Below are 19,661 nucleotides of genomic sequence, written 5' to 3' on the forward strand. Positions count from 1 at the left end.
AGAACTGCGCGATGCGCAGCTCTTCCAACGGGCCGGTGGCAAGACCATGGAGGGGGGTCTCGAGCTGGCGACGGGCACGTGGCCCGTTGAACCTGCAGCGCTGCCGTGGTCGTTGGCAGGATCGTCGCCGGTCTTGACCCTGGCTGTTCGATGAACTGCGCGGAGCGAAGTTCATCGTCCTGGGTCCAGCGCCTCGCTGGTCCGGGTCCAGGGGCGGATAGCCCCGGTGGGGCCTGGGGCAAAGCCCCAGCGCGGCGCCTCCAAATGAATCACCCTCCCTTCATGAGCTGCGCGACCTCCTCCGCCGCCCGTGCGCCCTGGGAGGCGGCGCCCTCCATGTGCCCCTGGAAATCGAGCGATGTGTGCTCGCCGCAGAAGAGCACACCGCCCTGGCGCGCCGCCTCGTGACCGCCGAACAGGATCCGCTGCCCCACGCGATAATACGAATACGACGCCTCGTAGAGCGGGTTCAGGTGTGGCATCGATTGCGTCGCTCTCCCGTTCCAGTGCGTCTTGCCTCCTGGCAAGACCTTCTCCAGCCATCCGAGCCCCGCATGCGCGTCCGCGAGGACACCCGCGTCCTTGACGGTGGCGAAAGGCTTTCGTGTCGACATCGCGTCCGTCACGGCCCCGCCGGTGTACAGGACGAGGATCCCGGGCTCGCCGGGCTGGGCGCGGCTGACCTCCCAGGTGTTCTGGTAGCCGGTATCGGCATAGGTGGATCCATCACTCCTGCCGGGCCAGGGGCCCTCCTCGCGCCAGTAGCGGCGCGAAAACTGGAGGTGAAGCTTGCCGTTGTGCGCCCGGCCAAGCTCCTCGATGGCGAGGCGTTTGCGCGCATCGAAATGGGCGTCCCGCAGGTCGAGGGTGCGCAAGACGGCGAACGGGAGGGCGAGGACGACCCAGTCGGCCACGACGTCGATCGTGCCGGGCCCTCGCTGAAAGGTGAGGATCTGCCTCCCCGCCGGGCTCTCGCGCAGGCGGAGGAGCCGGTGCCCACGCTGGATCACGTCCGGACCGAGCGCCTTGGCGATGGCGAGGGGGATCTGCTGGTTGCCGCCTTTGATGTGATGGGCCTCGTCGGACTCGCCGAACATGGAGAAATGGTCGGGCTCGGGCTGGTGGCCGAGCAGGTAGACGAGGTTCAGGGCCGACTGATCTCGTGAATCGGCGCCCCACTCGATGACGTAGGCCACGTCGAGGAGCTTCCCCAGCGGCGAGGCGTGCCCGCCGGGGACCCGCGAGGCGATCCAGTCGAATACGCTCATTTGATCGAGCGCGCGCCCCGCGGGGGTCGCGTGGTCGTACGTGGTGGTCGCGCCCGCGGCGAGCAGATCCGAAAGGAGCGCGGGGTACATGCGCGCGAAATCGCGCTCGGCGTCGGCGACCCGGTAATAACGGCCGTCGAAGAAGTACGTGTTCTCCAGGCCGGACGGCTTTTCGCCCTCCAGGCTGTCCATGGTCAGGCCGAACCGGCGCGCGAGGGCGAACAGGGTGCGGTGGTTGCTATCGATGAGCTCCCCGCACCACTCGCTGACTTGCCCTGCGTCCCAGGACGTGGTGTTCGAGAACATGCGCCCGCCGATGCGGCCGGAGGCCTCGTACACCGTGGCCGAGAGGCCGCGATCGCGCAGCGCGAGGGCGCAGGTCAGGCCGGCGATGCCGGCGCCGACGATGGCGATGGTGGGCTGTTCCGCGGCGCGGAGCGCGCGCGGCAGCGCGAGGGTCAACGCCCCCGCGGCTGTAGCGCCGAGGAAGCGGCGGCGATCGAGGGATACTCCACGGCGGGCCTCCTTTTCGCGAGCGGCCATGCGCGCCTCGCGCAGCGCGGCGGGGGTGAGCCCTCGCGCGCGCGCCGCGTGGTGCTCCGAGGCCAGCTTCTCCAGCGATCGCAAGAGTGGTGTCCGTGCCATACGCGCCCTCCCAGCGGCATAGCTGGCGTCCGGGCGGGGTCATGTCACGGGCTTGCGCGTGACGGCATGGAGGCTCTAGGAACAACAGCAAGGGAGAGCCAAGAACCGGTTCATCCCACGCGGGTCATTTCGATCACGCCAGCGACGACGAGCTCCTGGATGATTCGTAGTGCGTCGAGGGGCGGCAATCCGGAGATGTCGACGACGTCCCCGAGGGGAAGTTCGCCATCGATGGCGTCGATGACGCAAGCCGCACGGTCGTCGGTGCCCATACGGGCGGCGGCATCCGACGAACCCACGAGCCGGGGAACCAGGAAGGTTGTTCGTTGCAGCTTCTCGCAAGAGATCTCGGCGTAATGGCGCGCGGTGAGGTTTTCGGGGTCGGCGGCGAGGATGGCCTCGGCGAGCGCGAGCGCCCCCTTGAAGTCGCCGTCCCAGCAGCGTTTGCCCGCCTCCTTGAGGCGTGCCGCCGTGAAGTAGTCGGGCGAGGTTCGCTCGTCGTTCGGCGCATCCGCGGCGGGCGTGAGGCCCCCGCTCCTGAGCGCAGCAAGCCTCGCTCGTACGGCCAGCGTGGGCACGCCCAGCTCTTTTGCGAGGGTCTGCGCGTCGAGAGCCGCCCCCGGAAGGGCGCGCTCTCTCTCCGCATCGGCAATGGCTGCGGTGAGCCAATCGTCCTCGTTGGCGCCGGACTCACGTCGCGTCGGCCAGCTCGACAAGGCGGAATCGACGAGACGTTCCACGCACGCATGTTCGAGAAGGCTGCCCGCCGCGATCAGCTCCGGAACCTCATGGCTCGCCTCGACGAACGTGATCAGCCCCTCGCGCAGGAGGGGCGGCTCGGACCATGTCCCTCGCGGCAGGTCCGCCCCACGGAGCAGGGCGACACGCAATCGCAAGGCATGGACGTCGGGGCAGGGCCCGAGCAAAGACGCCACGTGATCCGCGAGGGCCTCGATACGCGTCGGATCGGGCGTCTTTTCGCGGGCCAAGAGGTGGGCTCCCAGGAGGCCGAGCATGGGATCGTCGAACGACGCGCCCGTCATGACCTTGGCGAGAGGCGGCGGCAGTTCGCCGGGCGCAGAAGCGAGCTGGCCGAGCCCGCTCTCCACCGCGCTGGCGACGTCGAAGGGAGGAGGACGATGCACGTCCCGATCGGTGGGAACCAGGAACATCCGCGGGGATTCGAACCGTGGCTTCCACGCGGCATGATCGATCACGATCTGCGTCGTGAACCCTGGGAACAGGCGGACCGCGATGTCGCGCTTTCCCGCCCAGCGCAGGCAGTACGAACCGGGCATGAGCCGCGCGGAGAACACGGACCAGCCACGCGTGTCGTCCCACGTGTTTTCACGATCGAGCTCGACGGTCACGTTTTCCCCATGGATCGACCACCCGGCGCCGAGCCGCACGGACCAGGGCGGCATCTCCGCATCGAGCAACACGACGAACAGCATGCTCGGAGCGTCGACGATGTCCGCTGCACGCGCCGTGATCTTGGGAAGGGGATCCAGCCATGCGGTGCACACGGCGATCTCGTGATGAATCCGATGCGTCGGATGCGCGGGCAACCATGCCTCGAGAGGCCAGCTCAAGCTCCCGATGGACCTCGATGGGTCACGAGGGGAGAACGAGCCCAGCGTGACTCTACGGCCCATGCCGCCGAGCCGGACGACCTGCGGCGTGATTCCACCTTCCCGCGCATAATGGAAGCACCACCGGTTCTTCCCCGCGTGGAGCTCGTAATCGCCTGCCGGAACATCGAGCTCCCAGGGACCATGCCGCGGATCTCCCCGCATCACGACCTCGTCGTCAGGCCCGAGCAGCACGACCTCGTATACGTCTGACGTCCATGCCTCGATGAAGACGACCTTCAGCCTCGGCGGACGCAGGGCGAACCCGAAGCGCGTCGCCACTTCGAGGCCGTTCACGACCTCCGCGCGCTGGGAGAGCCGTTTGCTTTTTGCACTCTCGGCGACGCTCGCTTCGAGATGATCCTTCAGCGATACAGCCGTCACCACCCCCCCCGCGCGCGCGGCTTCCCCGCGGAGACCGGCGAGGAGCACCTGCGTGAAAATGCCACGCGCCTCGGCCGACGTGTCCATCGAGACCTCCAGCGCCGGTCGCTGGAACTCCGTCGCGTACGCCACGAAGACACGCGTCGCCTGCGCGCGCTCGACAGGCCGTACGAAATCGATGTGCGGCGGCAGGCCCACGGCCCGCATCGCCCAGATGCGGCAGCAATCCAGGAAAAACGCGACCTCGTCGAACGCCCCCGAGCGGACCACGACGTCGAGCCACGCTTCCGAGCTGAGCGCCGCGCGGCGCCGGAGCTCCGACCAGTTGGCCATGCAAAGGGTGATGTCCGCGGCCCGGTCGCCCACGCATCCGTGCCCGCCGAAGTAGAAATAAAAGCGACGTCCGCCGCTCGTGGCCGCGCATTCGAGGAGGTCTTCGAGCGCGTCGTTGATCTCGTGTCCGATGGGCGACAGCGGATCCGGCATCGAAAGGACCGTGCGTACGTTCTCCGGCGAAAGGCGGCCGCCGTCGGGCTCGACCAACCACGCCGCGAACGCCTTCGCGTCGGCGACGGCTCCCTGGAGAGCACGAAGCTTTGGGTAATGGTTCACCCCGATGACGAGCGCATAGTCCTGCCCCGATCCGGGCGAACGAACGGGCGCTTCCGGCACCTCGTCCTCGTCCTCCAGCATCTCTCGTCGGCTCGCGGTCATTCTTCTCTCTACACGCGGATCAGGCTCCCTGGCCATAGTGGACATGCGCAGCCCAATGGAAGGCCATCCCGCGGCCCCGCGCATCTTCCTTGAGCCAGCTCCTTTGCACCTCGGCGAGCGCGCGCGCCGAAGGCCAACGCGCAGCCGCCCGATAGAGGTCCACCATGAACTCGCCGCTCATGGCGTCGTCGACCTCCCAGAGCGGCGCGATCGCTGCACCCGCGCCAGCGCGCAGGAACGCGGCCGGCAGACAAACCACCTCGTGGCCCGGCAGGACGGCGGCGCTCGCGGTCCAGCAGCAGGCGAGAATGACGAGTTCGAGCCTGTGGAGCCCACGGACCTGGATATCGGCGAGCGTGACCTCTCCCGTCGTCCCCTCCGGGCCGGACACGAGGAGACGTGAACGGTGGGGTTGGTCTCTATCGAACATTCCATGACATGCCCAGTGGACGATCTCCGCCTCGTCGAGGGCGTCCAGGATCGCCTTCGGCTGCGCGGCAGCTCCCGTGAGAAGGGTCGCGGCGCCGCTGCCCGGGACCAGCGCGGCCACACGCTCGACCTCGGCGATCGCGCCGGGCAGGGGCTTCCAGGACGTGCCCGGGTATTCGCGCACGGCGACGCCGAGGAAACGCCCCGGGAGCGCCCGACGCCGCCCCGGTACGTTCGCGAGGTCGACGAACCCGACGCCGGGCGCGATGCTCAACGTGAACAGCTCGCAAAGACGCTGTTCCCCGCACAGGAGCGCGGCGAACGGCGCATGGATGAGGACGTCGTGAGGGACCAGGATCACGTGTTCGATGGATCCGGCGAGAGGACCCAGGATCTGGTCGACGCCCATGCCTTTCGAGAGGCGGCGAAGCGCCTGGAGGACACGTCGGTCGCCGATCCGTGCCTGCCATTGCTGGACGATCTCGGAGAGCACGTCCCGTACGGCCTCGTAGAGCTCCACGCGCGTCGTGGGCAGTATCGTGACCGAGATGTGCCCCCGCGAGAGCACGAACACGAAGAGCCGATCGGCCACTGCATAATAATGCACGATGGCGACCTTCCGGGGGATCCGTCGAAGAGGCAGGAAGCGATCGAGGAACACCGTGCGGGTCGTCCTCGCCCCCGTGGTTCGGCGGGAGAGTTCGAGCTGTGCTCGGACCCAGGCTTCGATCTGGTGGCTCTCCGTGGCGAGCTCCGGAGGTACGGCCGAAAGCACGGGCGCAGGTGCCTCCGTCGACGCCGAGAGCGTGCGGTCGATGGACCAACCGCTGAGGCAGGCCACTTCACGATAACGCGCGAGCGTCTCGCGTCGGAGCCGAAAGCGATGCAGCATCGCGCCGATCGGGAGGAGCGGGCTCGAAGGAGGCTGGATGGACGACAAGGAGGTGATGCGCGCGGCGACGAACTCGTCCTGCCGCGACATCCGGTTGAGCATCCAGAAGACACGGTCGTCATGGTCGAGCGTCGACGTGAGGGTATCGAGGAGCGCCTTCGCCTCCGCGGCACGGCCCGCGTATTCCCCGGCCGCGCCGAGGCGGGCGAACGTCCACATGAGGCGCTCGAGATACTGGAGCCTGTCGAGCGGCAAGCCCTGCGCCGCGGCTTCGTCGATGCATGGGAGGAGCGCGTCGCGGGCGGTGGCGTATGCACCACGCGCGTGGTCGAAGAGCGCCCGATAATAACGCGTGCGTGTGCGGATGCGTGGCGCGTCCGTGCCCGCCGCGAGGTCTTCGAGCGCGGACAGGCGATCGAAGGCCTCTTCGAGGCGTCCGGCCGCGAGCGCGACGAGGACACGATTGGCCCCGAGCGCCCATTCGTCCGTGAAGCGCTCTTTCTGCCGAGCGGTCGTCCCCCCGAGCGACGTGGCCGCGGGGCGCGTTTGGCCCGGCTCGGCGTGCGGCGCCTCCTCCTCGCCCTCGAGCACCTGCTCCGGCACGAACGGTAACCCCTCCTCCTGGGATGCGTCCGAGCGCTTGTCCTGGATGGCCTGGCGGCGGGATGCGACCTCGCGCCGGAGGGCGGCGTGCACGGGACCGCCGTCGAGGCGTGCCTCGAAATCGTCGAGGACACGCTCGGCTTCGGCGAGGCGGTTGAGCTGGGCGAGGAGGCCTGCGTGGAAGAGCGTGATCCATGCGTCGCGCCGGGTCGGCGGACCTCGGCGTTGGTCCACGAGCCGGTCGAGGCTCCGGCGCGCGTCGCTGAGCCGCCCCTGGAGGCCCGCTCGCCGCGCTGCGAGCGCGAGCCACGGCGTCTCGTCGGGGTGGGGACCTGTGCCCTTGAAAGGGTGTGCCCGTGCCTCTTCTTCGATTTCCTCGGCCGCCGCGACATCCCCACGGTCCAGACAAAGCTCGACGAGCGATACGTCGATGTCCGGCGCCGAGAAAAACTTGCCCGGCAAACGAGCTTGCCGAACCGCCCCCCGGGCGCGCTTCGTCGCCTCGATGGCCGGCGCGAAGTGACCGATGGCCGCCCAGTACCTTGCAACCACGAGCCAGGCCTCGACGTGCGCCTTCGTGGTCTCCTCCGCGCTCGTACCTGGCCATGTCAGCGCGTGGATCTGCTCGATCAAGGCGGCCGGGGTCCGGCCTTGGGACTCGAGCGGCTCGGGTCGTCCGAGGACGGCATCGGCCAAGAACTTCTCGGCGCTCGCGAGTTCGACAGCCTCGATGCACGTCTCCGCGAGCCTCAGGTTCGCGTGGAAGACGCCATACGCGTGCCCCAGCGCCTGCATTCGCTTGCGCGTGGTCACGAGCAGGCGCACCGCGGTCCTGGGCTGCCCGAGCCGCGAGCAGCACCGCGCGATGCGATCGCAGAGGTGCTCCGGGACAATCCGCCCCCCATCGAGCAAGCTTTGCAACATCGCGGCATAGGCCTCGAGCGCAGCCTCGAAATCCTGCGCGCGCTCGCGTTCGTCCGCGTGTCGGAAGAGCTCCCCGAGCGCCTGATCGGGCAGCGCCCGCCCCGTGTACTCCGTCACAGGACCCTCGACGGGGGGCATGACGTGCGCTCCGCCTCGGAAACGAGACCATTCCCATCCGCGTCGCAGTCCTTGTGAGGAGGGTGCGTGGAATGGATCCTGACGTGTCGCCTCGACCTCGGGCCATCTCCCGTGGACGTCGCGCCCAGCGTCACCTGGCGGTAGCGCTTTCCGTCACTCGTATCGATCAGCATTCCGGGCAGGTGGAGCTCCCCGGCCATGACGACGTCCTCCCATTGCACGTCCGGCGAGACCGCGATCTCGGCAAGGCTGCCGTGCCCGCTCGTCTCGAGGTCGTGCCGGTTCAGAGAGATACGATCGTCGATGTAAAACACCGTGTCCCCGGGGGAGGCCGCGATCCGGGCGCGGTCCTCCATCTGGATTTGCTGGCCCGCGGGGAAACGAGTGATCTTGAGGGCGCTCCGTACCTCCGTGCCGTCGACGACGAGCGTCAGCTCCCGAGCCGGGACCCCGAGGATCTCGCGCGCGGGATCCTGTCGTGCCGCGAGGTACCCGGAGAGGTCGCCGAGCATCGGCGTGCCCTCGATCCTCGCAAGGTCCTCTGGGGACAGGCGCTCGAGGTCCCCCAGGCGGGAAAGGCCGCGCTGGGCTCGACCGGACTGGATGTCGGCCAAGGCGCGGCCGAGCTCGAACTCCGTCGAATCACCGTCCTCGATCTCGGCCGCGAGATCGTAGAGGGATCCCGCCTCGGGACCTGCACCGTGCGCCAGGTGCTGATCGGCGCGCGCGACCACCTGGGCATGGAAGGCTTCCGCGACGGCGGCCGTCTGGACGGGATCCTTTCCGACGGCCTGGAGCATCGATTTCAGCGCCCCTCGTCCGTCGTCCTTCTGGATGCTGTCGAGCGCCTTTTGCAGCTCGGGATCGACCGACGGCGGCTTCACGGACGCGGTCCCGTCTTCAGGGGTCAGGACGTGCACGGCCACGGTCGTCGCTTCGGCCGGCTTCGTGTGGTTCGTGTCGCCCGCGGCGCGCGTGAGCCGCAGCTTGACGCGATCTCCCTTCGCGCGGCCGCCCGAGAGGATCGCGACGTTCTCCTCGGCCACGGCGGCGCCCGCGCGCCGGCGGTCCTGGGTCACCCGAAGCCGCTCTCCGGGGAGGGCCTCGATGGATACCTTTGTCTTGCTCGATTCCGAGGTTTCATCCTCGAGCTTCGTATCGACGTCCACGGACACCGGCTGCGGGTGGCGCGGGCGCGTGGGGGCCGTCCAGTTCCTCCAGGGGACCTTCGGCGCCGAGCTCACGTTCGACGTCGAGGTGTGCGTCGATCCATCATAGGTCGAGTGACTCGAGCCTTGTGTGGAATGCCCCGTGGAATGCCCCGAGGAACGCCCCCCGGAGCGACCGCGGCCAAATTTGGCGAGGGCCACGGTCGGCTCCTCGGCGATCCCGCGAAGCAAGTCGCGCACACCGTCTTCCAGGACGGACGCGTGATGCGCGTCCGGGCCTGCGTCGGGCTTCATGAGCTCCGAGGAGATCCTTTCGACGCGAATCTCGGCGGCAGCCACGTCCGCGGAGATCCGGAAGGCGTGCACCGTCACCGGCTTGCCCCCCGGCCCGTGCGGGATCTCGCCCCTCAAGCGCTGCTCCGTGCGGGCCGCATCGGGATCACTCTCGTCGACGAAGACGAGCGCCTCCACGTCGCTCACGACAGCGACGCGCCCCGATCCATGCGCGAGGTCCTTGGATTCGGCGGCGGCGCGGGGCCGCGCCGGCAAGATCCCGCGGCTGGCCCGGGCGACTGCGCTCGGGTCGAGCCGCATCTGGATCAACGTGCCGTACACGGCCCAATCCCGCAGCGTGTCCTTGGCAATCTCGGTCGGCTGCCCGCGCAGGTGATGAACGGCGTCGTCGATATCCACGACGAGCGTGTCGATCTCTGTCGCAGGAATGGCTCGGACCTCGGGCGGCTCGGGGCGAGCGAAGGACGCGCCCCAGCACGAGGAGAAACAGGCGCTGATGATAGCCCCGAACAGAACGACGCGAAGAAGGAGCCCCTCGCACTTGTCCTTGGTTTCGCTCATTGTCCACCTCCGAAAGAGCTCCACGCGCTCGCCTCGACGCTGGCCCGCGCTTCGAGCGCCCTGGCTTCGGCCGTGAGCCGCTCGACGTCGGCCTGCCGATGCTCGCGGGCGGCGCGCGAAATCTCGCGGAGCAGGACGCGCGCGTGCAGTTCGAGGACGTCGAGGGTCCGGTAGTCGAAGACGTCCTGTGGCGTGTCATCGAGGAATGTCCGCGCTGCGTCTCCCATGGCCGCGGTGTCTTCCGCCGTGGCGGCCATGCAGAGGTCCTCGTACGCCGCATCCCGCAGAACCCCTCGAACGGCCATGTACGAGGCGCGCCCGAGGCACGCCAGGCACAAAACCATGCAGATCACGAGGTACGCCTTGTATTCGAGCGATAACTCGCCGACCCCTGCGGAGAGGGTCTTGTACACCCGGCGGCGACGGCTCGTCGCGCCTCCGAGGAGCCGAAGGGACGTGGCCATGCGAAAACGATGGGGATGGTTCGTCGCACGATCGCGGAGCCGCTCGCCGGCGAGGGCAACCATCGCCGCGCCAGGATCCAGGCTTTCGAGCGGCGGCGGGGGGGCCGGCAGCGCGGCGGCGAGCGACGCGACCGTGAGCGGCGCGTCCGTGGCCATCGCCACCTCGATGTGCGACCAGGGCACGTCGACGAGCTCGGGATGGTTGCCCTGGATGCAGCAGCGGGTGATCGAGAATGCCTGACCACGCTCGCGCCCCTCTCGCAGCTCCTTCCCGAGCGTCAAGGCCGCAGCGAGGGCCGGTCGGATGGGTAGATCCAGGTCGAGGCGGATGACGAGGTCGACGCAGTCGGCCCAGTCGCGGTGGTACCGGTCGATCGCGGCGGGGTGATTCGTTTCGTCGTGCGCGAGGACCGCGCTCGCCTGGTCGAGCATCTGCAGGAAGTGAGGCCCGTGGGGGCCGGAGACCGACCACGTGAGCCCTGCTGCGGTCAAGTGCAGGACCTGATCATCATCGAGCTCCGCCAAAAAGGGGTTGTCGGGGTCGCATACACCCGCGCTCAGAAAATGGAGGGTCGCGCGGTCGAGGTCTTCGAGGCGCGACGCGTGATGAGCAAGGTACGCATGGATCGTGCCCACGAGGGACAACATCCTGGCGTCGAAGGCCGTGGTTTCCCCGAGGGCACGCACGAGCTCGAGCGCTTCGAACGCTCGAGATGGCGGAAGCGACGTGATCAAGGGCCGAAGCTTCATCCCTCGCTCGCCGACCTCGAACGCGAGGCGGCGCCGCGCTGCGTGTTCGGCGGGATGGAGGCCCCGCGCGACCTGCAAATACCCCTGGAGGGCCGTCACGATCTGCTTGCGCTTGGCCGCCGCGCGCGCGCGGCCGAGCGCGGCCCGGAGCGGAGCACGCCGGAGATACGCGATGTGCCCGAGGGACGCCGAGACGAACGGCAACCCCCTCTTGTTTGCCGCAATATGCCACGTATGAAGGGCTTGCCGGACCTCGTTTTTCGACAGGGCGGCGAGCAGCGCATGCATGCTGGGGAGGAAGTCCGAAAGCGCACGAACGACGCGCTGGGCAAGCGCCGCGGGGTTGTCCATTCCGAGCCGTGCCGCGAGGGCGCAGAGATCGGCCTCCACGTCGGCCCTCACCTCGAGGACGTCGAATGCGCGGTGCACCTTGGACCAGAGCGCGTCGAGCTCCTCCTCGTGGAAGCCGTTGAGTTCGCGCCATACCGCCTCGTCGAGCAGGTAGGCCGCTGTGGCTCGCCGCGCGCGGCCGTTGAAGCGGGCCCACACGAACGCCCATGCGCTGGGGGGCTTCTTGGGGCACCGGAGGAGATGCCAGGCGAGGCGCCGCGCGGAATCCGAAAGGATCCACATCGCCGCGTGGTCGATGCTGACCGCCTCCCGACGGGCGTCTGCGTGGGGGAACTGCGCCTCGAGTTCGTGCTGGGGCGTATCCTCGGCGATCCCGAGGATCGTGTAGGGGTCCAAGCACTGGATGAAGCCGACGCTGGGCGCGAAAAAGATCGGCCACGCACCCCCAGCAGCGTCGTCGTCCACGTCGCGCTGCGTTGCTTTTCCCATCTGATCAGCGTAATGGTCCATGCGGCACACCTCAAGCTGGTTGAGGACCCCGAGAGGAAGAACCCCGGCCCGAGGCGCTCGACAGCGCGAACGTGCAAGAGCAATGCCCATGACGACCGAACCCGGTGACGAGCACCTCTTCTGCAATGGGATCGATGGGGAGACCGGGGCCTACGCGCTCGATCCGCCCCCGACGATCGCCGAGATCGCCCGGGTGGCCCGGCAGAGTTTGATGCTCCCGGGCGTCCCGGGGCCGGGCGCTTCGGCGCGCAGCCCCTCCGATCCCCGCTTCGCGCCCATTCTGGCGGACCTCGCCGAGATGGGCTGGGGCGTCATCTTCGCGAAAGACACCTCTCCCGAGGTCCGGTCGGCCCTCGAACCTCTGCTCGCGCTTCGCCGCGAACAAGCCGGCGACCTGTTCAAGGAGTTCACGTTTGATCCCGCGACGGACTCCTTCCGCCGATGGCTCGCGCGACACGACCTCGCGCCGGGCCATTTTGACGAGTCCAAGGTCCCGTTTTACCTGCTCCTCGTCGGGGACCCGTCCGCCATTCCCTTCGAGTTCCAGTACCTCCTCGACATCGACCATGCCGTCGGCCGGCTCGACCTCCCGACCCCCGCGGACTACGCGAGCTACGCGCGTTCGCTTCTCGCGTACGAGCGCGCAGGGGAGCCTCTCCAGGAGGGCGAGGTGGTGTTATGGGGTCCTCGGCAGGATCCGGCGACGGAGCTCAGCGCCGACATGCTGCTCGGGCCCCTTGCATCCGAAGGCGGATCGCCGGGACCGAGCCATGAAGGGAGGCGGGGGACGAGGCGGGGCCGTTCCCCCTCGTTTCGCGTGACGGCCCACGTAGACGCCGGGGGGACCAAGGCAAACTTGCTCCAGACGTTGCATCGCGGGCCCGATCGGCGCCCGCCGGCGATGTTGTTCACGGCCTCTCACGGCGTTTGCTGGTCCAAAGGACACCCGCGGCAAGCAAGGGCGCAGGGCGCGCTTCTTTGCCAGGACTGGCCGATCGGCTCGCCCATCCGGCTGGAGCACTGCTTCCTCGCCGACGATATCGGCGCGGACGCCCGCCTGCACGGGCTCGTCGCGTTTTTCTTCGGCTGTTTCACCGCTGGCACCCCCCAGAAGGACAGCTTTCTCTTCCCCGGAGCCGGCGCTGCGTCGTCTCTGGCCGAGCGTCCCTTCGTGTCGCCTCTGCCGCGACGATTGCTTTCGCACCCTGGCGGAGGGGCCTTGGCCGTGATCGGCCACATCGACCGCGCGTGGCGGTATTCCATCAAGCCGGCGGATACGAGCGCCCAGATCCAGCCGTTTCGCGCGAGCCTCCGTGCCATCCTGTCGGGGCTGCCCGTGGGCCTCGCGACGACCGATTTCAGCCGTCGGTACGCCACGCTCTCTTCGCATCTGCTCGGCATCGTGGACGAGCGACGCCGCGGCGCGACGAGCGCTCCGACGGGAATCTCCGACGAGGAGCTCGCGAGCGCGTTCATCGAGCGCAATGACGCGCAGGGATACGTGTTGCTCGGCGATCCGGCAGCGCGGTTGCGGCCGGAGCTCTTCTCGTAACGATCCGCAGGGGATCGTTGCCAGGTGTCGCGCGGCGTCGTGTGCATGGGCATCGGGTCACGAGCCTGCCTTGCAGGCGCCGTGCCCGAGGAGCGCGAGCGTTCCAGCGCGTGAAACCGCGCCCCACGGGAATTGACGCGTTGGAGTCGCGTCAGCGACGTCGTGCTGACGCGTCAGGATGGACGCGACCGAACGCGCTTGGAGGATCGGCGCGTCGTGCGGCGAAGGCGCGCGAGGAGGAGGAGGGAAGCCGCGGCGCCCAGGCGCCAAAGCGGCTTCGATTCCCCCGGAGAGACGCGGCAATCGCAGCCATCGCCGGTGACGACCGGCGGATCACCCGTCCCGCCCTGGCCACCTACGCCGGAAGAGCTCGACGCGCCCCCCGCGCCCGCTGCGCCGCCATTCCCCCCGGCGCCGCCAAGCCCGCCACTACCGCCACTTCCGCCGCCACCGCCGCTTCCGCCGCCGCTTCCGCCTCCGCTTCCGCCTCCGCCGCCACTTCCGCCGCCGCCGCCGCTTCCGCCTCCGCCGCCGCTTCCGCCGCCGCCGCCGCTTCCGCCGCCGCCGCCGCTTCCGCCGCCGCCTCCGCCTCCGCCGCCGCCTGCGCTCCCGCCCGCGCCCGACGTCGTTTCATTCACGCAGAACCCGCTGACGCATTGCCCGCCGCTGCAATCCTCGTCCGTGGTGCACGACGTGAAATCGACGATCCGCCCGCGCACGCGGTATGCGCCGAGGGGCGACGCCTGGTACGCCGCATACCCCACGAACACCTTGCCCATGTTCGTCGAAGCGAGCGCGGCCGCGGACTTCCGCTGGTTGTCCGCCGTGATCGGGATCGTCGCGAGCACGGAGAGCGCGCTGTCCAGGACCGCGATCTCGACCTCGCCGTTGACGGCCCCGCACGTTCGATACGCCACCATCGCCCGGCCGCCATCGACCGTCGCGCCGCGCTTGTCGAGCGAGAGCAAGTTGCATCCGCTCTGCGAGACGATCACGACCCTCGCCGCGTCGAGCACCACGCCGGCCGGGCTCACCCGCACGCCGACGAGGGCCTTCGCCGCGGCATCGACCCACAAGACGAGATGGTTCGTCCCATCGAAGACGGCCGTGAGGCCCTCGACCGTGCCCGCCGTGCCGATCGGGAACGGCGCCATGTCGACAGGCGCGCCGAGCGCGTCGACCCGCTGCGCCACGATGCTGCCGCCGGACGGGAACGTGAAGAGGTGGTTCTGTCCGTCGAAAGACGCGCTCGCGCGCCGCTCAAAATCGTGAGGGAAGAGCGCCTGGGGCGCCGACGGCACCCCGGACGAGCTCAACATGATCGAGAGGGCGGTCGTCTCGCCCGCATCAAAGTCAAAATTCGTCGTCGCGACGAACGTATTGCCCATCCCGGCGGACGCGGTGAAGGAAGGGAAACCATCCTGCGAGGTACCCACCGCGATCGCGGTGCTGTCGAGCAGGACGCCCGCGCCGCTCAAGCGCGCCGCCTTCACGGCGCCGATGTACGCATCATAAAGCGCGGCGTCCTCGGACCAGACGAAGACCGTATGGCTTCCATCGAAGAGGACGTACGGGTCCCTGGCTCGATACCGGCCATTCTCCACGCGGATCGCCGTGGGATCGAGCGAGACGCCCATCGGCGAGACGCGCGCCGCGTAGATGTTCTCTTGCCGGACCGCGACGACATCACGATCGTCGAGCCAGCCGACCACGAAGTCCTGGCCATTCCAGGCGACGCCGGGCGCCGTCTGCTCGTTGCTCCCCGGAGCCGGATAGAACGGGACCATGTCGAGCTTCGCGCCCGTGGAAGCGAAGCGTTGCGCTTCGAGGTGGATTCCATCGGGGAAGAAGTCGTCTCCGATGGTCCGTTCCCACACGATGAACGTATCGGCGCCATTCGAGGCCACGGCCGAACGCGCGCCGTGCTGCGTGACGACGATGCCGCCCGGATCGAGCGCCGTTCCTTGCTTCGAGACACGCCCGCGGCGCACCGGATACCCGGAACCATCCGGGTTCACCTGGCTCCACGTCACGATCGCCTGCGTGCCGTCGCTCCCGACGTCGATCTGGTAGAGCTCCGAGCCGGCGTTCGAGAGCATGATGCCCATGGGATCGAGGATCGAGCCCGTCTGCGGGTCGAGGCGCGTCGCGCCAATCCGCGAGCCAGAATCGAGCGAATACGCGATGACGTAGTTCTGCCCGTCCCAAGCCGCATTGCCCGCGCTCGTGTCCGGGTTCGTCGGGAGGACCGGCAGGCCCGCCGCGGGATCGAGGGAATTGCCCTGCTGATCGAGCCGCGCGTAGAGCATGCCCGTGGACGTGCTCCACGTGAGCAGCGAGCCCTTGCCGTTCGACGCGACGTCCATGTCGCTACAGCTCGACGTCTTCACGCCCGCAGGATCGAGCACGACGCCCGCAGGTGTGACGCGCGCGTGGTAACAATCGCTGCCGTCGGTCCACGCAGCGACGTAATTCATGCCGTCGAACGCCACGCGGCTCCAGCGCTGGATCGTCTGGCTCGTCGAGAGCTGCATCGGCATCCCCACGGGCTGCCCGCTCGCGTCGAGGAGCTGCCCATAGAGGCCGTCGCTGTTGAGCTGCCACGTATATCCCTTCTGGTACGTCAGCAAAAACCCGGAGCCATGGCTCGCAATCGCCGGCTTGATCGCATTCGGGATCGTGGAGAGCGGGCGCGCAGCGGGATCGATCGAAGTGCCATCCGCCGCGACGCGCCCCCCGAAGATGCCATCACTCGAGTGCCAAGCGACGAGGTAATGGGAGCCATTCCAAGCCACCGCAGGCCGCGCCCGGTAGCCCGCGCCATACCCGGCGATCGGCATGTCCACCCCAAACTCCGGCGAGATCAGCGGATCAAGCACCGCCGGATACGCCGACGCCGCAACAACGTCGCCCGGCACGCGCATCACGAGGTGGCCGCCCTCCGCCATCACAGGCACAGGCGTCCGTTTTCCTTCCGCATCAATCCACGTAGCCTGGCCGAACTTCATGCCAAGGTTCGTCACCGGATCCACATAATGAAGCCCGCCTCGCGTCTCGCCAACAAACGACTGCCCCGTGATGTCGAGCGAGACGAGCACATCCCCCGCACCCTCCGGCGCACGCACAAAAGCATACGAGACCTCCACGCCCCCCGCGCGATTCTCGATGTGCTCGGCCACATCCCCACGCGGCACCACCACAGTCCCATCCGCCGCGATCCGCGCCTCCCGCGCCGGCAAATCAATCCGCTTCCCACCACGCCTGATCGACGTATTCCCAACACGCAGCGGCGCCCCCGCACGCGCAGACGCATCCGGCACGACCGGCACGATCTCGAACCCACCCGGCGTCGCCGTCACGCGGTGCGCCGAGCCCGCACCGACGAACGAGGATCCCTCATGCTTGAACGCAAGTCGAGACGCTCTCAGGCCCGCATCGAGATCGATCGGCGCAGACACACGCGCAGGCCCCTCAGCCTTCCGAGGCAACACAGACGAGGAAGGAGCCGAGCCGTTCCCGCAAGCCCCCAGCGTCGCAGCAGCTACGCCAAGCAGCACGAGATCAAGGCAGGTACGACGGCAAAGACGGCGAACTTGGAGAGGTTGGCGCATCGTAGAAGGACTATCACGGTTGACCTGGATTCTGCGCTGCTTCGTGGGGGCGCGGAGTTGGGGCGATCCGAAAGGAAGCGGCGCGCCTGCGGAGGGGGCGCCACGAGGGGTCGGTGAGCGGGGAGGTCGCCTCGGAAGGGGCGCGACGATAGGTCCGCAAACGCGGAGGTCGCCTCGGAAGGGGCGCGACGACAGGTCGGCAAGCGCGGAGGTCGCCTTGGAACGGGTGCGGCGACAGGTCGGCGAACGGGGAGGTGAGCTTGGAACGGGCGCAGCGACAGGTCGGCAAGCGGGGAGGTTGCCTTGGAACGGGTGCGACGACAGGTCGGCAAGCGGGGAGGTTGCCTTGGAACGGGCGCGGCGACAGGTCCGCAAACGGGAAGGTCACCTTGGACGGGGCGCGGCGACAGGTCGGCGAACGGGGAGGTGAGCTTGGAACGGGCGCGGCGACAGGTCGGCGTGCTCGGAACCTTGCTGACGTGCTCGGCCATCGGCGCGGGCTTCGTCAGGGCCGCTCGAACACGGCGACCGCGCTCGGGTAGTCGACGGTCACCCGGAAGGGGTGAAGCGCGGACCCGCCCAGCGCGCCGTCCACCCGTTTATCCATCCACTGCGACATCCATTCGTGGAAATTCTTGTCCTGCCGCCGGACGAACCAGACCGGCCCGACCTCGTGGCCCGCGACCGTGATCCGCGGCACTTCGATCATCGGCTCCCCGCGGACGCAAAGGTCGGCGCCCTCGATCACACGCCATGCCGGGTGATCCTGGCGCCACCGGTCGAAGGTGGACTGCACGATGAAGCTCGTGGCGCGCACCGGAGGCCCGCTGTCCGCGAGCGCCGCTGCCGCCTGATCCGTGAGGTTCACCGTCGCGCCCGTGTCGAAGAGGAGATCCACGGTCTGGCCGTCGATCTGCGCCTGGATGCGCGGGAAGTTCGTCGCCCGCTCGCCGGCTTCGTTCACGGGAAAGCCGAGCGCGACCCGGTGCGCCGCGTCGTGCGCCGGCAGATCACCCGTGGCGCGGAGGAGGAGCTGGCGGCCCGGGTAATCGAACGTCCACGTGCGGCCCTGGAACCAGGCTTGGCCGAGCATGCCGTCGCTGCTCTCACGTTCACAAGCAGCCTTGTCCTTCGAGGCCACGCCGAGGTGCCCCCCCAGCACGGTCACCGGGGGAATCGAAGCTTCAGGCTTGAAGGGCGGGAGCCGGACGCCCTCGGCCAGCCCCTCGTCGCTTGCGATCTGCTCGGTCGGGAGGCCGAGCCGCTCGACGGCGCTGCGGGTGAGGAAGAGTCCGCCGCCGGTATCGGTGTAGAGGAGCAGTCGGGCGCCGCTCGGGGTGATGGGCTCCACGAAAAACCGGTCGGCCACGAAGCGCGTGGGGAGCGGGAGCGGTCTGCCGGGCGAGGGGAGCGCAGGTGGCGAAGGGGGGGCGCTGGGCGAGGGAGGCGCGGGGGCGGCCGGGGCGCAGGCGGTCGCAGAGGAGAGGAGCAGCAACGAAGCGAGGCGAAGATCCACACGGGAGAGTGTAGTATCGGCTGCATGAATCGCCGAGCCTGTTGGGGCGCTTCGGTCGCTTCGGTCCTCTTGTTCTGCGGGTGCGCCGATGCGCCGGGCGGTGAGACCGCGAGCGTCACGGGGGCAGGCAGTGGCGGCGGAAATCCTTCCGGCAGCGTGACCGTAGGCGTCGGCGGAAGCGGCGGGGGCGGGGGCGGAAGCGGCGGCGGTAGCGTCGGGATCGATTGTCCTCAAGCGCCGGATGCGCCTTTTCAGGTGCTCTGGGGGATCAAGCTCACGGACTTTCTTCCCTACGACATCGCCGTCGATTCAAGCAGCAACACGTACGTGACCGGTGATGGGGTGTTCGTCCGCAAATACAGCGCGGCTGGCGAGCTCGTATGGTCCGTGCCGTCGTGGGGCGAGGGCGCCGAGGGCTGGTATCATCTCTTCGTCGGCCCTCCGGGCAAGATCATGGTGACCGGCGTGCAATGCGCCGTCGACGACCCCTCGAGCTGCTCTCCAAGACGGGTCCTGCTCGAGGAGACCGGGGATCCGGCGAACCCCGTGAAGGAGCTGTGGAGGGAGGCTCCTCCGTTCGTGCCGGTCCACACCGCCATCTGCCCGAACGGCCATCTCGTCAACTACGGCGATAGCTCCGTGACGGCTGTGACGGACACCAACACGCCCCTCTGGACCGCGCCCGCCCCGAACATCGTTGACGAATGGCAGGTCTTCCTGCGGTGCGATTCGCACAACCGCGTCTCTCTCGGCACACATTGCCCTGCGAACTGCATGCTCCAGCTCGACGCGAACGGCTCGCAGCTCTGGTCGCTCGATTTGCCGTTCCCCGACGCGAACTGGCACGACTTGCGCGCCTTCGAGCTGGGGCCCGACGATTCTCTCCACAGCGCCGGCGTGGCGAGTGGCGGAATGTTCTGGCTCGATCGCGTCTCCCCGAACGGCGCGCATCTCTGGGAGCAGGCGTTTTCGTACCCCGATGACGACCCAACGGACAATACGTTGGTCGGCCTCGGCGTGCTCCCCTCGGGGGACGTGTGGGCGGCGGGAACGCTCGAGGTTCCTCGCAGCTTCTTGCGGGGCTATTCGGCGTCCGGTGTCTTCCTGAAAGACACGACGACCGACTTTTGCAGCAACGAGCCGCTCTGGATCACGCGTATCCGCTCGGACAACGCGGGCGGGCTGCGCACCCTGGGGAACGGCAAGCTCTACGCCATCAAGCCCTAATTCGAGACATCCACCTCCAAGGTCTTGC

General features: G+C 68.5%; 9 protein-coding genes. 2 read left to right on the forward strand and 7 right to left on the reverse strand.

Annotated features, from left to right (window positions below):
- Positions 1–269 precede the first annotated feature (269 nt).
- The 5 genes from POL67_RS26745 to POL67_RS26765 all read right to left on the reverse strand — a co-directional run bounded on the left by POL67_RS26745 (position 270) and on the right by POL67_RS26765 (position 11,727).
- Entirely contained in the window at positions 270–1,913 is a 1,644-nt protein-coding gene (locus tag POL67_RS26745) for a flavin monoamine oxidase family protein (RefSeq protein WP_271922018.1), read from the reverse strand.
- A 110-nt stretch (positions 1,914–2,023) separates the two neighbouring features.
- On the reverse strand, positions 2,024–4,642 hold the full coding sequence (locus tag POL67_RS26750; RefSeq protein ID WP_271922020.1) for a caspase family protein: 2,619 nt from the start codon (positions 4,640–4,642) through the stop codon (positions 2,024–2,026).
- Positions 4,643–4,661: 19 nt separating this feature from the next.
- Positions 4,662–7,628 (reverse strand): CHAT domain-containing protein, encoded by a 2,967-nt coding sequence (locus POL67_RS26755; RefSeq protein WP_271922022.1) that lies wholly within the window; start codon positions 7,626–7,628, stop codon positions 4,662–4,664.
- On the reverse strand, positions 7,604–9,652 hold the full coding sequence (locus POL67_RS26760) for a hypothetical protein (protein WP_271922024.1): 2,049 nt from the start codon (positions 9,650–9,652) through the stop codon (positions 7,604–7,606). Before POL67_RS26760 ends, POL67_RS26755 begins: the two co-directional genes overlap by 25 nt.
- On the reverse strand, positions 9,649–11,727 hold the full coding sequence (locus POL67_RS26765; protein WP_271922026.1) for a hypothetical protein: 2,079 nt from the start codon (positions 11,725–11,727) through the stop codon (positions 9,649–9,651). The genes POL67_RS26760 and POL67_RS26765 overlap by 4 nt, the downstream gene beginning before the upstream one ends.
- A gap of 88 nt (positions 11,728–11,815) precedes the next feature.
- Between POL67_RS26765 and POL67_RS26770 the strand changes: the two genes are divergently transcribed.
- The gene (locus POL67_RS26770) at positions 11,816–13,279 is read left to right on the forward strand and encodes a hypothetical protein (RefSeq protein WP_271922028.1); all 1,464 of its coding nucleotides are present in this window, start codon (positions 11,816–11,818) and stop codon (positions 13,277–13,279) included.
- 173 nt (positions 13,280–13,452) lie between these two features.
- On the opposite strand, the gene POL67_RS26775 is transcribed toward POL67_RS26770, so the two are convergent.
- Complete coding sequence (locus POL67_RS26775) at positions 13,453–16,638, reverse strand: hypothetical protein (RefSeq protein ID WP_271922030.1); 3,186 nt, start codon at positions 16,636–16,638, stop codon at positions 13,453–13,455.
- 757 nt (positions 16,639–17,395) lie between these two features.
- Complete coding sequence (locus tag POL67_RS26780; protein ID WP_271922032.1) at positions 17,396–18,406, reverse strand: pepsin/retropepsin-like aspartic protease family protein; 1,011 nt, start codon at positions 18,404–18,406, stop codon at positions 17,396–17,398.
- A gap of 24 nt (positions 18,407–18,430) precedes the next feature.
- Here POL67_RS26780 and POL67_RS26785 point away from each other — a divergent pair, with 24 nt between their 5' ends.
- Positions 18,431–19,633, forward strand: coding sequence for a hypothetical protein (locus POL67_RS26785; RefSeq protein ID WP_271922033.1), 1,203 nt, complete (start codon positions 18,431–18,433; stop codon positions 19,631–19,633).
- Positions 19,634–19,661: the final 28 nt, after the last annotated feature.

Origin of the sequence: Polyangium mundeleinium (assembly GCF_028369105.1) — a bacterium.
GTDB lineage: Bacteria > Myxococcota_A > Polyangia > Polyangiales > Polyangiaceae > Polyangium > Polyangium mundeleinium.

Excerpts from the sequence above, each read along its gene's own strand:
- POL67_RS26745 (WP_271922018.1), bottom strand. The coding sequence starts at position 1,913 with ATGGCACGGACACCACTCTTGCGATCGCTGGAGAAGCTGGCCTCGGAG.
- POL67_RS26750 (WP_271922020.1), bottom strand. The coding sequence starts at position 4,642 with ATGACCGCGAGCCGACGAGAGATGCTGGAGGACGAGGACGAGGTGCCG.
- POL67_RS26755 (WP_271922022.1), bottom strand. The coding sequence starts at position 7,628 with ATGCCCCCCGTCGAGGGTCCTGTGACGGAGTACACGGGGCGGGCGCTG.
- POL67_RS26760 (WP_271922024.1), bottom strand. The coding sequence starts at position 9,652 with ATGAGCGAAACCAAGGACAAGTGCGAGGGGCTCCTTCTTCGCGTCGTT.
- POL67_RS26765 (WP_271922026.1), bottom strand. The coding sequence starts at position 11,727 with ATGGACCATTACGCTGATCAGATGGGAAAAGCAACGCAGCGCGACGTG.
- POL67_RS26770 (WP_271922028.1), top strand. The coding sequence starts at position 11,816 with ATGACGACCGAACCCGGTGACGAGCACCTCTTCTGCAATGGGATCGAT.
- POL67_RS26785 (WP_271922033.1), top strand. The coding sequence starts at position 18,431 with ATGAATCGCCGAGCCTGTTGGGGCGCTTCGGTCGCTTCGGTCCTCTTG.